This window comes from Rufibacter tibetensis (assembly GCF_001310085.1).
GTDB lineage: Bacteria > Bacteroidota > Bacteroidia > Cytophagales > Hymenobacteraceae > Nibribacter > Nibribacter tibetensis.
In genome coordinates this window covers 1,653,215-1,666,493 of record NZ_CP012643.1, presented here as the reverse complement: position 1 = coordinate 1,666,493, position 13,279 = coordinate 1,653,215, and the positions used below count along the sequence as shown (strand labels likewise).

The 13,279-nt window shown below is 50.0% G+C and carries 12 protein-coding genes; 1 reads left to right on the top strand and 11 read right to left on the bottom strand.

Annotated features, from left to right (window positions below; translation table 11 throughout):
* Positions 1-229: 229 nt before the first annotated feature.
* Positions 230-649 (bottom strand): hypothetical protein, encoded by a 420-nt coding sequence (locus DC20_RS06445; protein WP_157593073.1) that lies wholly within the window; start codon positions 647-649, stop codon positions 230-232.
* A 334-nt stretch (positions 650-983) separates the two neighbouring features.
* The gene (locus DC20_RS06440; protein WP_062543075.1) at positions 984-2,300 is read right to left on the bottom strand and encodes a gluconate:H+ symporter; all 1,317 of its coding nucleotides are present in this window, start codon (positions 2,298-2,300) and stop codon (positions 984-986) included.
* Positions 2,301-2,656: 356 nt separating this feature from the next.
* Here DC20_RS06440 and DC20_RS06435 point away from each other — a divergent pair, with 356 nt between their 5' ends.
* A complete protein-coding gene (locus DC20_RS06435; RefSeq protein ID WP_071885565.1) occupies positions 2,657-4,672 on the top strand; it encodes a cation:proton antiporter domain-containing protein in 2,016 nt (671 codons plus the stop codon).
* Between the two features lie 25 nt (positions 4,673-4,697).
* On the opposite strand, the gene DC20_RS06430 is transcribed toward DC20_RS06435, so the two are convergent.
* From DC20_RS06430 to DC20_RS06390, 9 genes are all read right to left on the bottom strand, one after another.
* Positions 4,698-5,600 carry an NmrA family NAD(P)-binding protein gene (locus DC20_RS06430; protein WP_062543073.1) on the bottom strand — a complete coding sequence of 301 codons (903 nt, stop codon included), beginning with the start codon at positions 5,598-5,600 and terminating at the stop codon, positions 4,698-4,700.
* A 183-nt stretch (positions 5,601-5,783) separates the two neighbouring features.
* Positions 5,784-7,202, bottom strand: coding sequence for an SDR family oxidoreductase (locus DC20_RS06425; RefSeq protein WP_062543072.1), 1,419 nt, complete (start codon positions 7,200-7,202; stop codon positions 5,784-5,786).
* Positions 7,203-7,329: 127 nt separating this feature from the next.
* On the bottom strand, positions 7,330-7,770 hold the full coding sequence (locus DC20_RS06420; protein WP_062543071.1) for a hypothetical protein: 441 nt from the start codon (positions 7,768-7,770) through the stop codon (positions 7,330-7,332).
* 72 nt (positions 7,771-7,842) lie between these two features.
* Positions 7,843-8,076 (bottom strand): hypothetical protein, encoded by a 234-nt coding sequence (locus tag DC20_RS22815; protein ID WP_157593072.1) that lies wholly within the window; start codon positions 8,074-8,076, stop codon positions 7,843-7,845.
* A 259-nt stretch (positions 8,077-8,335) separates the two neighbouring features.
* Positions 8,336-8,782, bottom strand: coding sequence for a hypothetical protein (locus tag DC20_RS06410; protein WP_169788167.1), 447 nt, complete (start codon positions 8,780-8,782; stop codon positions 8,336-8,338).
* Between the two features lie 79 nt (positions 8,783-8,861).
* Positions 8,862-9,308 (bottom strand): hypothetical protein, encoded by a 447-nt coding sequence (locus tag DC20_RS06405; RefSeq protein ID WP_157593070.1) that lies wholly within the window; start codon positions 9,306-9,308, stop codon positions 8,862-8,864.
* 55 nt (positions 9,309-9,363) lie between these two features.
* Complete coding sequence (locus tag DC20_RS06400) at positions 9,364-9,768, bottom strand: hypothetical protein (RefSeq protein ID WP_062543067.1); 405 nt, start codon at positions 9,766-9,768, stop codon at positions 9,364-9,366.
* Positions 9,769-9,837: 69 nt separating this feature from the next.
* On the bottom strand, positions 9,838-10,281 hold the full coding sequence (locus DC20_RS06395; protein WP_062543066.1) for a hypothetical protein: 444 nt from the start codon (positions 10,279-10,281) through the stop codon (positions 9,838-9,840).
* 469 nt (positions 10,282-10,750) lie between these two features.
* Positions 10,751-13,261: a glycoside hydrolase family 9 protein gene (locus tag DC20_RS06390; protein ID WP_062543065.1), complete on the bottom strand. Its 2,511-nt coding sequence runs from the start codon at positions 13,259-13,261 to the stop codon at positions 10,751-10,753.
* Positions 13,262-13,279: the final 18 nt, after the last annotated feature.

Below are 13,279 nucleotides of genomic sequence, written 5' to 3'. Positions count from 1 at the left end.
AAAGGATTTTGTCTCTGTGCTGGTTTAGCAACCAAGTTGACTTGAGGGTGATGAGTTATCTGGTGAAAGTATGCACAACTGCTCACCAAACAGTTTAAATTTAGACTTGCCTAGACAAAGCAAATTGCTCTATTACCCGTTTTCTGGTTGGGCAAACGGCATTGGCAACCGCTTGGGCAGCCTAAAGATTGACACAAGCATAAGAGATTGCTACCTGCTGAGGAAGAACTCAGAAGGTTATTTTGAGGGAAATGCCGGGCTGCACTTTTGATCCTGATGCACCTAACTGGGGAGTTCGGGTGAGGTGGCTGGTCATCTCCAGATAGGCGGCTTTATCTTTGTTGCGGCTACCTGATAAAAAGAAGAACACACTGCCTACCATAGCTGCGCTTCCCAGCCCCATCATTCCGTTTGACATGGTATTGTCTGCTTCCTCATCCAGATACCATTGCTCAAGTACATTCTGGTGAGTGGCCGCTCCCGCCACTAATAAGGCAAGCCCACTTGCGGCAAAAATCCAGCCGGCGGTAGTTTGAGACCGGCCTAACTGGAGTAATTCCGCGCTTGTTTTCTCAGGAGGAGGAGTTACCTGGCCGTAGGAAGACAACACTGAAGTTAAAAGTGCGCAAACTATTAGAAGCTTTCTCATAGCCGTTCTTCTTGATTTTTATTCTTTACCAGATGAAACTCACGGAGGCGCTCTTACGCGTGCAGAAGGTTTACAGAGCGGCTACTACCAGGTTGTCCGCTAAGCAAAATTCTTTCAAAGACGCTATCAAAGCAGAGCGGGAGGGCAGGTGAATGAATTTACTTATTTGTTTTATTATAGCAAAACAGTTGGGGTAAGCCATCATAAATCTTCTGCAATAGAAGGGAACGGTTTTCGGGCATATTTCCTGAAAACATCTTAAAAGCCTTGGTGGATGTTAGACCCTGCTTTGAAACTTGGCTTGTGTCCTAAGTTTAAGGAGTATGTGAATGGCTTAACCTATGAAAGCATTCAGCCCCAACACGCCTAATAAACCGATCACTGATACCAATGTTTCCATGATGGACCAAGTGGCAATGGTGTCTGGAATGCTGAGGCTGAAGTATTCTTTGAACATCCAGAAGCCAGGGTCGTTGACGTGCGAGAACATCAGGCTGCCCGCGCCCGTGGAAAGCACCATCAGTTCTGGGCTTACGCCGGTGGCAATCATGGGCAAGGTGATGCCTGCAGTAGTAATGGCGGCTACCGTGGCCGATCCTAAACATACCCGTAACAAAGCCGCTATGCTCCAGGCCAGCACCAAAGGGGAGAGCGACAGGTCGCGTACCAGTGCCGTAATGTAATCGCCTACGCCGCTGTCTACCAGTACCTGTTTCAGGGCGCCGCCGCCGCCAATGATCAGCATGATCATGGCAATGCTGCTCACTGAGCCTGTCAGCAACGACATCAAATCATCCATCTTGCGGCCCCGGCTTAACCCCAAAGTGTAAATAGCCAGCAGTACCGATAGGAGCAAGGCAATGGCCGGATCACCCACAAAGTCCAGCGTTTTCCGGAGAACAGATTCTGGTGGCAGGGCGGCATTGGCCAACGTAGCCACAGCCATGAGTACCACCGGGAAAACAGCGGTGAAGAAACTCACGCCGTAGCCTGGCATTTCCTCATCGGTGAAGATTCTAGGGGGAGCCAACCCGGCGGGCGGACTGGCTTTGTACTTGGTTAGAAAACGCGTGAAGATAGGTCCGGCAATGATGATGGAGGGTATGGCCACAATGACCCCATAGATGAGCGTCAGGCCCATGTCTGCTTTGTAAATGACGGCAATGGAAGTAGGACCGGGGTGCGGAGGCAAGTAGCCGTGCGTCACCGAAAGCGCCGCTGCCATGGGAATGCCCACGTACAAAAGCGGCAACCCCGTAGAGGCGGCAATGCTAAACACCAGCGGAATCAGCAGAATAAAACCCGCATTGTAGAACATAGGCAGACCTACCACAAAACCAGTCAAGATCATGGCCCATTGAATATGCCTTATCCCGAACTTCTTAATTAAACTCAACGAAATACGTTGAGCGGCCCCGCTGTCTGAAATGAGGGTGCCCAGCATAGAACCAGAACCTATGATCAAGGCAATGGAACCAAGCGTACTGCCAATGCCATTCTGCACCGAGGTAATTGCGTCTTTCACCGGCATCCCTTCGGCAATGCCCAGGCCCAGCGCTACCAGAATCAGGGCCAGAAAGGCATTCAGCCGGAAAACGATCATCAGAATCAGCAATGCGAGTACGGCAAGGGCAATCAGCAGGAGTGGCATAGACCAGTAGTTGGTTTAGTTTCTAGGGTGTTTTCAGGAAAATAGGCGGTAAGCGTGTTCTGAGAGATGATTCAAGCCAGCAAGCCAGTGCAGGACAGAGTTGGCTTCTTAAATGTAGAAAAGTTTCCCATAGCCTCCGCATGGAGTTTCAGTAGACTTGGCCTGCAGGACTGGTCCTGCTTCTGGAAAGGCTCTCCAGTCTGGGGTTTGTACCTTGTTTTGTGAAAATATACGGAGATTGGGGAAGAGCAGGGCCAATGCCAAAACTAGTTACCCTGTATCAAGTAAGGGCAAAGGAAGGCAGGAACATCCGTTCAGATGCGCCGTACCTAGTGTATCCTTTTCCTTATACCATAATGGTCTTATCATCCCTGTCCCTGTTCAGTCTTCCTATTCAGGACCCGGTTTTAGTTTTCGCGGTCATCTTGCTGGTGATTTTGTTTTCTCCCATGCTGTTCAACAAAATGGGAATCCCGGGTATTCTGGGCCTCATCTTGTCTGGCGTGTTGCTGGGGCCGCATGGGTTGGGCGTGCTGGAGCGCGATGAAAGCGTGGTGCTGTTCAGTACCATCGGGTTGCTCTACATCATGTTCCTGGCCGGTCTGGAAATGGACATGGACGATTTCCGGGAGAACAAAAACAAGAGCATTGTCTTTGGAACGCTCACCTTCATCATCCCACTTATTCTGGGTTTTCTTGGGGCGCACTATATTCTGGGGTACAGCCTGCTTTCGTCTTTCCTGCTGGCCAGTATGTTCTCCACGCATACGCTGGTGGCGTACCCCATCATCGGGCGCTTGGGCATTACGCAGCACCGAACGGTGACCCTTATTCTGGGCGGTACCATCATCACTGATGCGGCCGTGCTGATTATTCTGGCCGTAGTCACCAATCTCCAGAAACCAGATTTGTCGCCTTTGTTTTGGGTGCAGTTTGTGGCTTCTCTGGCGGTCTTCGTGTTTGTGGTGCTTTGGGGCGTGCCCCGCATAAGCCGTTGGTTTTTCAGGGCCCTGGAGGGCGAGGGAAATGCCCAATACCTGTTTGTTTTGGCGGTGGTGTTTTTATCTGGGTTCTTGGCGCACGTGGCCGGAGCCGAGCCTATTATTGGAGCGTTTTTGGCTGGTTTAGCCTTAAACCAACTTATTCCCAAAGCCTCGCCGCTGATGCACCGCACCGAGTTTGTGGGCAACACTTTGTTTATCCCGTTTTTCCTCATCAGCGTGGGCATGCTGGTAGACGTGCGGGTGCTGCTGGAAGGCCCCGAGGCCTTGTTTGTAGCGGCCGTAATCATCGTGATTTCGTTTGCCGGGAAATGGCTGGCGGCTTTTTGTACCCAAAAGATCTACGGATTTGATGCTGATGAACGGAGATTGATTTTTGGAATGAGCAGTGCCCATGCGGCGGCCACCATTGCGGTAGTCTTGATTGGGTATAACCTGAAAATTCTGGACGAAAGAGCCTTGAACGGGACCATTCTCCTGATTTTGGTTTCCTGCCTCATCAGTAGCATCGTGGCCGAAAAAGCGGGTAGGAAAATTGCCATTGCCATGGCCGATAAAGTACCGGAAGGCACCGAGGGCGATGAACGTATCCTGATTCCGGTAGATAACATGGAGCACCTGAAACGGCTTCTGGACTTTTCGTTGCTCATCAAGAATCCAATTGCCGCCGAACCGTTACTGCCCCTGGTGGTGGTTTCAGAACATCATAACCCCGAGGATAAAATCAAGCTGCACCAGCGCGATGTGGCCTCCGTAATTCATGAGGTAACCGAAGATCCGGATGTAATTCGTCCAGTGTACCGGGTAGATATCAACGTGGGGAACGGGATCATCAGGGCGGTAAGGGAACTGCGCATTACAGAGGTGGTCATGGCCTGGAACGGCAAGTTAAGCACCCGCGAATGGTTTTGGGGCAGCATCCTGAACCGGGTGGTAAACCACACCACTGTGCAGACCATCTTCTGCAAGTTCTGTGAGCCACTGAACACCCTGCAAACCATTATTGTGGTGGTGCCTAAAAACTCTGAACGCGAAGCTGGGTTCCCGTACTGGGTGAACACCATTCTGCAATTAGCCAAAGGGGCAGGCGCCAGAATCCGCATTTTAGGGGCTAAAGGCACGTTGCAGACCTTAGAGACCTTCGTGCAGAACCAGGACCGCTACACGGTGAACATCAGCTATGAACTGTATGAGAACTGGGATGATTTTCCATCTCTGGCCAAAGACATCACCAAAAACGATTTGTTCACCGTGGTGCTGGGTAGACCGCACACCGTTTCATACAGACCCGAGTTCAACGTGGTGCCCCGTTACCTTTCAAGGTATTTTCAGGACGTGAGTTACGCCATCCTGTACCCGGAGCAGAAATAGAAATTTGAGTGGTTAGGAGGTTGGCTCAGGCAGTTGCCAGGTGTGCTGAAAGCACGTCCCGTACAGTGGTCCACCGCAGATCTGGGTAGCGCTGGTTGTCTAGTTTGTGCAGATGGCCGCGACCATCCAGCATGTTGTGCATGTACTGCATGCCTTGCCAGGCGGGGTAGATTTCCTCTCCTCCAGGAGCTACGGTACGGGCCACTTTGATCATCATACCCAATAACCCCAACCCGCCGGGACGGAGCAGGCCATACTTTTCTCCCGTAACCTGGCTTGCCACTTCCCTGATCTCGCGGGCGCTTAATTGGTCTCCGGCAATTCTGAGGTAGCGCGGGGCGGCGTCATCCAACGCAGCCCGTGCGGTGAATGCCGCGGTGTTGTCCATGGTGGTAAAGTCCATGCGCTGGTCGGCGTTGCCCCAGTACAGTACCCGTTTAAATTTAAAGAGCACCAATGGCATCTGGCCGGTCAGCATATCAGCGAAGGCACCGTTGAAGATGGTAGTGGCAATGATAGGTGCCTTGTTCAGGTACTGGTGAAATTCTTTCCGCAAGCCCAGGTTCCGGTTTTCCTCAACAGCAAGCTTGGTGAAATCCAGCGAGAAGTCTGAGGGAATGAACCGGGGAACTTCGGCTGCTACGGCGGCATCCAGCAAGACTTTCTGGGTGTCAACAATGACTTCACGCAAGCCTGACAGGGCAGATACCACACAAGAAACATCCTGGCAGGCTTTAGTGATTTCGGCCACGCTGTTCATATTCACCTGCATAACCTCTACACCCAGTTTCCGGAGTCTTTCTACTTTTCTGGCGTCACTGCTGGCGCGAACAATGGCCCGCACCTGAGCTCCGTTTTTAAGAAGGAAATGAATAATTCTTTCGCCCAGATTCCCGGTACCGCCTGCCACTAAAATCACTTTCTCCATCTTATCCTTCTGCTATTCACCAGGCATTTGCCACTGAGTCTATTGTCTAACGGTGTATTTCATCTGTTAACCGAAGACTTGTGGAGTTGTTTTCCTGTTGAGGCTTTCAGGTTATCAGAAGGACTTCTTGTTTTGGGCCTAGAAATTGAAAAACGGTCTACAAACGGGCAGAAACTATGCTGTTCAGGAGGAAATCCGTTTGAGCATGTTACTGAAAATAAAGGCATGAAATGGCAGCACTGAGTACCAGTACAGGCGGCCCCACAACCCAAGCGGACGGAAGGTGGCGGTCTGGTAAAGCGTCTGCCCAATGATCTTGAACTCCAGCCAGGCCTCGCCGGGTAACTTCATTTCAGCGTAGAGGAGCAGGCGTTTTTCTTCTTTGTCGGCGTAGAGGACGCGCCAAAAATCCAGCGATTCGCCGGCATGGATCATGGTGCTATTTTTCCGGCCGCGCCGAAGGCCTACACCACCAAACAGCTTATCAATAAACCCGCGCAGTTTCCAAAGCCAGTTGGCGTAATACCACCCGTTCTCGCCGCCAATAGACCAGATCTTGTGCACCGATTTTTCTACCTGGGTTACCTCGGCCTGTCGTTTGTCTGTGAAACACCCGAAGGTGGGCACAGTGAGCAGTTTAGAGATGCCTTCGTTCAGGACGTTGCTGGACAACGCATCTTTCCAACTGGCAATTACGCCCTCGTTCTGGATGCGGTCAAAGGCTAGTTTAATGGCGGTGTCATACGGCAGCAACGTGACACCCAGAATTTCTTTAAGCCGGTTGTCTTTGCACACCACTTCCACGCGCATGCTCTGCACCAGGTTGGTAGCCAGGGTGTATGAGGTGGAAGTGACGAAATAAAGCCAATAGGAGGAAAGCTTGGGTGTCATGACCGGCACAATGAGAATGGTCCGTTTCAAGCCCCGCACTTTGGCAAACCCCAACAGCATTTCCTTGTAGGTGAGCACATCGGGCCCGCCAATATCAAAGCTTTGGTCATACAATTCCTCTTTGCCTAGCACCCCGGCTAGGTACTCAATCACGTTCCGGATGGCGATGGGCTGCGATTTGGTGTTGAGCCACTTGGGGGTAATCATAACGGGCAGTTTCTCTACCAGATCACGCATGATTTCAAAAGACGCGCTGCCCGAACCCAGAATGATGCCGGCCCGCAAGGTAGTGAGGTGGTAAGTGCCCGAAGCAAGAACTTCCTCTACTACTTTTCTGGAGTGCAGGTGCTTGGACAGCTTCTGGTCATTGGTGATGCCCCCCAGGTAGATGACCTGTTTAGCGGCCGTTTTCTGAATTCTATCCCTGAAATGGAGCGCCGTGGTCTTTTCCAGCTTCTCAAAATCTTCCCCCTCCGCCGACATGGAATGGATAAGGTAATACGCGGCGTCAATGTCATCTGGAATGGCCGCCAGAGAATCCTGTTCCAGGAAATCTACCTCAATAACCTGCAGTTTGCCTGTCGTGTATTTACTTGGGTCAAACCGGTTTTTGTCCCGCACGCAGCATACCACTTCATGGCCGTCTTTCAGCAGCGCCGGAAGCAGGCTTTGCCCAATGTACCCCGTAGTACCGGTAAGTAAGATTTTCATGGTGGCTGCAGATAGATTCTCCCTTTGAACGGAGGTGTGTTATCGTAACAGCCTCATTCCGGTTTTGTTCGGGCATACCGGTGTGTTTCAAGGCTCTTAGTAGTTGCCAATAGAAGGAGTTTCCGCTTTAAAAAGAAACTTTAAAGCCCAGCGTTGGCACTGACTGTGTATGGAAATTCTTTGATGTAAGCTGGGGAAATTGCGCACGACCAGCCGTCAAGGACATTGCATTCTTCTTATTGCGTTTGGCAGAAACAAGGCAGACACCTCCAAGAACAAACGAAACAACACTACCCCCAATAAATAAACCTGAATGACCGCCATTGCTTCCTCCGCCGCCAGTTCCATCTAATGCTTCACCTATAAATGACACAAAGCCACCACCCAGTAGCCCTACTCCTCCTACTAGTAAGATCACGCCCGCAGTTCTTTGGTCTCTGCTTTTCTTTAGATACTCTTCTTTTGAAAGGGAAGTAGACTCTCGTACGGGCGTGGGGGAGGTGTATACCTGGCTGAAGGAGGTAGTAGCCAGCAATGCCAGTAATAGGAAGAGGATAGTTGTTTTCATATGAATTGGCTCAGTGTAGTTGTTGGAGTAAAAAGTTTGATCCTGCTTGGAAACCTTCTTGCGCTATTCGCTTCAAAAGGCAATCTGCAGGCTTACCCCTGGAACGGCTTTAGTGACTGCCGTCCCTGGTTGAGGTAAGGTATAGGTATGTCCAATTACTACTGACTTGGCTTTGCGTTTATAAGATCCGGCAGAAATAAGGGGGAACACTCCTGCCAACGTGGAGGCTAACCCCACTACTGTCATGGTAGATCCAATAGTCGTTTGGGGCTGCTTAGGATTCCACAGGGGATTATGCGCCGTCATTGTAATGAAACCGGCAACTGCTAGACCAAGACCGCCTCCTGTAAGAATCCAGCCAACCTTCTTTTGAGACTTACTCTTTTGTAAGTAATAGTCTTGAGAATATGTTTTTTCTACAACGCCTTGGCTGTAAGAAGTTATTGACAGACTCAGAAGTACTACGGAAAGAAAGATCGCTCTCATGGCATTCATCATTTGGGGTTGAGTTCTTTGATGACCAATTCTAACCTGAGTTGACTCGCATACGCGTAGTTCTGCTGATTCAGAAAGTAACCTGTAGGCCTAGTGCCGGAGCTGGCTTTGACGTGAAAGCACCTTGTTGAATGACAGAAATTCTTTTCTGGTGGATGACCATAGACAAAGCCTTTGCCTTACTACGTTTTGCAGCAGTTATTTGAACCACGCCTATCACTGAAGAGAGTACACCTGTGACCATCAACACTATGGGAAATGTGTTGTCTACCTCCTCTTCCACAGCCGGGCGACCCAAGGGATAAAAGGGAACCTCATAGGTAGCGACTCCAGTAACCAGCAAGCCAATCCCTCCCCAAAAAAGAATCTTGCCAGCTTTCTTTTGAGACTTACTTTGATCTAAAAGGAGTTTTTGAGAAGAAATAGAAATGCCTTGGGTAGTGCTATCCGTCTTTACCTGGCTATAAGAAGCTGCTGTTGAAAGGAAAAAAGTAAGAGAGAGTAACATCATTTTCATAGCTTTCATCTTTTAGGGCTAAGTTCTTACATCACCAACTCTAGCTTGAACTGACTCGCATAAGCATGGTTCTGCCAATTTAAAAAGTAATCTGCAGGCCTACTGTTGGAGCTACATCTGTTGTCAAATACCCTTTTGTGTGAGGAACAGGTACTCTTTCAGGATGTATGAATACAGATAAAGCCTTTTTCTTACTTTCTTTCGCGGTAACTAGTTGAACCGCACCTCCAATGATGGAAAATAGGCCAGCTACTGCGAGTACTGCAGGAAGTGTGTTATCCTTCTCCTCAAATTGAGCCGCCCCGAAAGCATTGATATTAGGTTCATAGGTGGCGCCTCCGGCGATTACTAAGCCAATACCTCCCATTAATAGAATCAACCCGGTTCTCTTCTGGCTCTTACTTTCGGCTAGCAGTTGTTCTTGGGAGGGAGTGAGACTATCTTGGGTAGTGGAGTTGAGCTTTACCTGGCAGTAGGCAGTTGTTGAAAAAAGCAGAAGTACTATTGAAAGAAGGATCGTTTTCATGGCTACTGTGTTTAGCGCTACATTTTTCATTCAGCAGGTATCAGCATATGCCGTTTCAAAAAGCTATTTGCACACCTATTGTTGGGACAGCCTTACTCATCAAACTCCCTTGGTTTGGCAAGAAGGTTTGTCCCTGTTTTAGCTTAATAGACTTAGCTTTTTTTCGGTTGTGTTTGCCCGCAATGAGCAGGCAAGTACCTCCTATCAGAGCGCTTAAACTGGCCACTCCCAGTATGGCGGAATCGTTGTTGTTAACTTTCTCAGTAACTCCAAACTCAAACGTAACTGCACTAGCCACTCCTAACAGAGCACCCCCAATGAGGGAAAGCACCCCTGCCGTAGTGAGAGAAGTAGCTCTTTTTGCATAATCTTTGGCAGGAGGAGGAGGGGCTACCTGGCTGAAGGTGGTGGTTTTTACCAAAAGCAGGAACAGTAGAAATAGGAGGCTTTTCGTCTTCATCAGCTTCAATGGTTTAAAATGTAGTTTTTGTCTTCTCTGTTTTAGGCTGTTTGCTGCAAGGCTGAGACTTTAAAAATGAAATTTTATACCCACTGTTGGTACTGCTTTGGTCATTGAAGTTCCTTGTAAGGGTAGGGGAACCTGTTGTTGGATAATTGCTAAAGACCTTGCTTTTTTTTTCTTGTGGCTAGCGGAAATCAAGGAGATGGTACCCCCAATGACTGCTCCTAAGCCTGTGTAGGCTAGTATGTCTGGTATAGTATTGTCGTACTCGTCCTGCCCCAAGGTACCTAAACTCTCAAGTGACTCATCAACAGCTATATAAAAAGCAGTTCCTATAAGCAAAGCTCCTCCGGCGGTGAGAATCAAGCCTCTGGTCTTGTTTGCTTTGCTTTTATGCAGGTAATATTCTTTCGTGCCTTTGGGGGTTTCTTGATTAGGTAGGACAGGCGTCTGGCTGTAACAAGTATTAACCAGAGTAAGCAAGATCAAAGCAAGGAATATCTTTTTCATGCAGATAAGGTTTAGTGCCTACTCTTTCAAAATGCAGTTTTCTACTATTGCCTGTATAAACTAGGATAAGTCAAAGGAAAATGCCTGACGGGAAAACTGCTGATGGGGTTGGTGAGTTTTCCTGTCTCGGTTATCAGATTTGAATTTATTATTGAATATACTTTTTTGTAAATAAATAATAAGATACTGATTCCTAATATTTTATGAATTACCTACAAGTAAGTAGTAGAACCCGAAGTAGTTTCTGCACCAGTTTTATTGAAAGGCATTCAAAACAACTTTGCGAGTGGTAGAGGAGAGAGATGGCAATAAAATGGTTTTATACCGAAGCTAAATTATCAATAATCATTTAGAAGGATGAGCTTCAAATGATGTAGCGTTTTGGGCTTGTATTTTCAGAACCAGCCCAAAAACAGAAAAGCCCGAAGGTGTGTCTCCGGGCTTTTCTGTTTTTAGGATGAGGTGAAGGTTACTTGCTCAGCAAATGGTCTGCGGCCAGAATCAGGAACATGTAATCGGAGGAACCGCCGCCGATCACGTATTCGGTTTGTTGCCAGAGGTACGGCCAGTGCAGCAACTCCGGGAAGTCTGGGCGGATTAAGGCCGTGCCGGAACCTACACCGCCCGGAATGTACGACCACTCATCACGGTTGGTGCCGTAGGCGGTAGTCAGGGATTTGGCACCCACGCCTGAAGCGAAGGAAGAAACATTGGAACCCGGGTGCACGCCTAGTACGAAGTTCATGGCGTGCAGCATGTAGGTTTTCGGGAAGATGGTGGGGTAGGAGGCATGCAAGAAATACTGCTGTACCCCGAAGTTCTGGATGCCCCAACCGGCGCCCCAGATGTCTGGCTCATACGGCATGCCGTACGGTGTCTTCTTTTCCTGTTCTTCTACGGTTTTCTTGTGGCTGGCCACCGCCGCTAGTACCGCTGCTATGTATTTTTTGTCTTTGATGAGCGGCAAAGTGCGGCCAATCACCCAACCCGTGCGGCCGATGTTTTTGGTGATGTCTTGCGTGTTGTCTACGAGCCAGTTGGCGTACTTCTTGTCCTTGGTAGAAAGGAACAACTCGGCGGCGGCATTCACGCGCTGCATCTTGTCTTTCTCTTTGGTGCGGTCCCACAGTTCTTGGGCAATCTGCAGGCAGTGGGTAGATAGAGAATCATTGTAGCCTTTCAAAGCCCGTGACGCAACGGCCAGGCAGGAAGCGACCTGCAGTTCGCGGCCAGGGTTTTCCTCGGTGAACACCCAACGGTCATCCGGGGCGCCTTTCTGCCCAATCTCCGGGAGCGGGTTAGGTGCTTTGGCTTGGTCAAATACTACTTCATCGGTTTGGGTAGAGGCTTCGCCCAGCAAGGTGTATTGGCGCAACGACGGCTCAATGATGCCGCGGTACAGTCTGCCCAAGTTGCGGTAACCGGCCACTATGGAAAGCGCACCATGTTCTACTTGCTGTAAGATATCGTTCTTCCCGTCAGGACGGTGCAGCTCAGCTATTTTCAGTTTCTGGTCGATGCTGGTGTTGTCGTATTTTACTTTGAATTCCTCAAAAGCAAGCGATAAAATCCGGATCTCATCCGCCAAGGATTCCACGCGCATGTCATAGTCGCCGGCATCGTGCCAGCCACCTACGGCCAGGTTAGGCACGTGCTCACCCGGTTGGAATTTGGTTAACGTGCTGGGGCCGGAGAGATAGCCGTCAAAATGGTTGTGGTTGAGGGGCGCCATGCGGGCATCATCTAGGTGGCAGGCGTCGTGCCAGACTTTGTAGCGGTCGTTCACGCGCATGTGGCACATCTGCACCGGCAAAAACGTCTCAATCACCGACTGCCACACGTGCCGTTTGTACACCTGGTCGCTGATCTGGAACGGACTGGTTTCATAGGTGCCGTACTGCACTTTGTACATACCCGGCTGCTCCACCTTGGTGAAGTCAAACTGCAGGTAATGGTAGCGTAGGAACTTGCCCCATTCTTTTGGCTGCGTTTCCAGCACTTTCTCCAACCCACCGGTTTCCTTGATGCGGTACAAAGCCACCGGATGGCGCTGCGTTTCGGTTTTGTCTAGTTCAATAACGGCTACTTTCTGCTGCTTAGGATGGTAGCCCACCTGCGAGATCTGTACCACCGGATCATATTTCCATCCAACGATGGCATTAGGCGACACAAGCCATTCAACAGCCCCTTTTGAAGCACCTTTCTTTACCAACGATCTTACCACAAACCAACCGTTGTTGTGCTGCGCCCGGCCGTCAATCAACTGCAGCCCTTCACCAGTGACGTTCTGAATAGTGAGCGTCTGCCGAGGATCTTCGGGCACGATGGTCAGCTGCTGACCGGTCGCCAGCGGGGTGGTCTGGTATTCTTTAGAGGCATCGTAAAAACCAGGACCGTTCAACTGCCGCGGAAAAATGCCGAACTGTTGGTCCATGTAATAGCTCTTCCCGAACAAGATGCCCGGAAACAGCTCGAAGTTGAACCCTACCTTGCCAATCCAGGCATCAGGCAGGGGCTGGTCTAAATCCACAATGATCCGGAAGTTCTTGCCCTCGGGCCGCACCTTCACCTCGTAGGCGAAATTCAGGTCGGGGTAGATGATGGGGTTAAAGCCTTTGCGGTTTTTGTCCGGGTCTGGGTATTGCATCCGCACGCTGATGGTCTGGGTGGCTTTGTCCACCATGCGCGGACCTACTTTGGGTACCGGTTGCCATTGACCGGGCGTGGGCTCCAGGCGAAGATCTCCGTTAGTGCCAATGCGTAGGCCGTTCTGGATGATGCCTACGCCACCTTGGTGGCTCTCGGGGTAGAAGTCGTGGGCCAGCATCACGTTCAGGCCCGGCATCTCCAGGTATTCCAGTTCGTTTAGTCTTAAGCTACCTGTGTTGTTTGCTTGGGCCAATGCATCATCGGGCGCTTGCAGGGCCAGCACCGCCATAGCTGTCAGGCAGGAGGCTCTTTTGAGAAGTTTTTTGATCATTGATTTTTAGAAGGTTCG

Bases quoted from the DNA above. Each gene is read 5' to 3' on its own strand.
- DC20_RS06445 (WP_157593073.1), bottom strand. From the start codon at position 649: ATGAGAAAGCTTCTAATAGTTTGCGCACTTTTAACTTCAGTGTTGTCT.
- DC20_RS06440 (WP_062543075.1), bottom strand. From the start codon at position 2,300: ATGCCACTCCTGCTGATTGCCCTTGCCGTACTCGCATTGCTGATTCTG.
- DC20_RS06435 (WP_071885565.1), top strand. From the start codon at position 2,657: ATGGTCTTATCATCCCTGTCCCTGTTCAGTCTTCCTATTCAGGACCCG.
- DC20_RS06430 (WP_062543073.1), bottom strand. From the start codon at position 5,600: ATGGAGAAAGTGATTTTAGTGGCAGGCGGTACCGGGAATCTGGGCGAA.
- DC20_RS06425 (WP_062543072.1), bottom strand. From the start codon at position 7,202: ATGAAAATCTTACTTACCGGTACTACGGGGTACATTGGGCAAAGCCTG.
- DC20_RS06420 (WP_062543071.1), bottom strand. From the start codon at position 7,770: ATGAAAACAACTATCCTCTTCCTATTACTGGCATTGCTGGCTACTACC.
- DC20_RS22815 (WP_157593072.1), bottom strand. From the start codon at position 8,076: ATGACGGCGCATAATCCCCTGTGGAATCCTAAGCAGCCCCAAACGACT.
- DC20_RS06410 (WP_169788167.1), bottom strand. From the start codon at position 8,782: ATGAAAATGATGTTACTCTCTCTTACTTTTTTCCTTTCAACAGCAGCT.
- DC20_RS06405 (WP_157593070.1), bottom strand. From the start codon at position 9,308: ATGAAAACGATCCTTCTTTCAATAGTACTTCTGCTTTTTTCAACAACT.
- DC20_RS06400 (WP_062543067.1), bottom strand. From the start codon at position 9,768: ATGAAGACGAAAAGCCTCCTATTTCTACTGTTCCTGCTTTTGGTAAAA.
- DC20_RS06395 (WP_062543066.1), bottom strand. From the start codon at position 10,281: ATGAAAAAGATATTCCTTGCTTTGATCTTGCTTACTCTGGTTAATACT.
- DC20_RS06390 (WP_062543065.1), bottom strand. From the start codon at position 13,261: ATGATCAAAAAACTTCTCAAAAGAGCCTCCTGCCTGACAGCTATGGCG.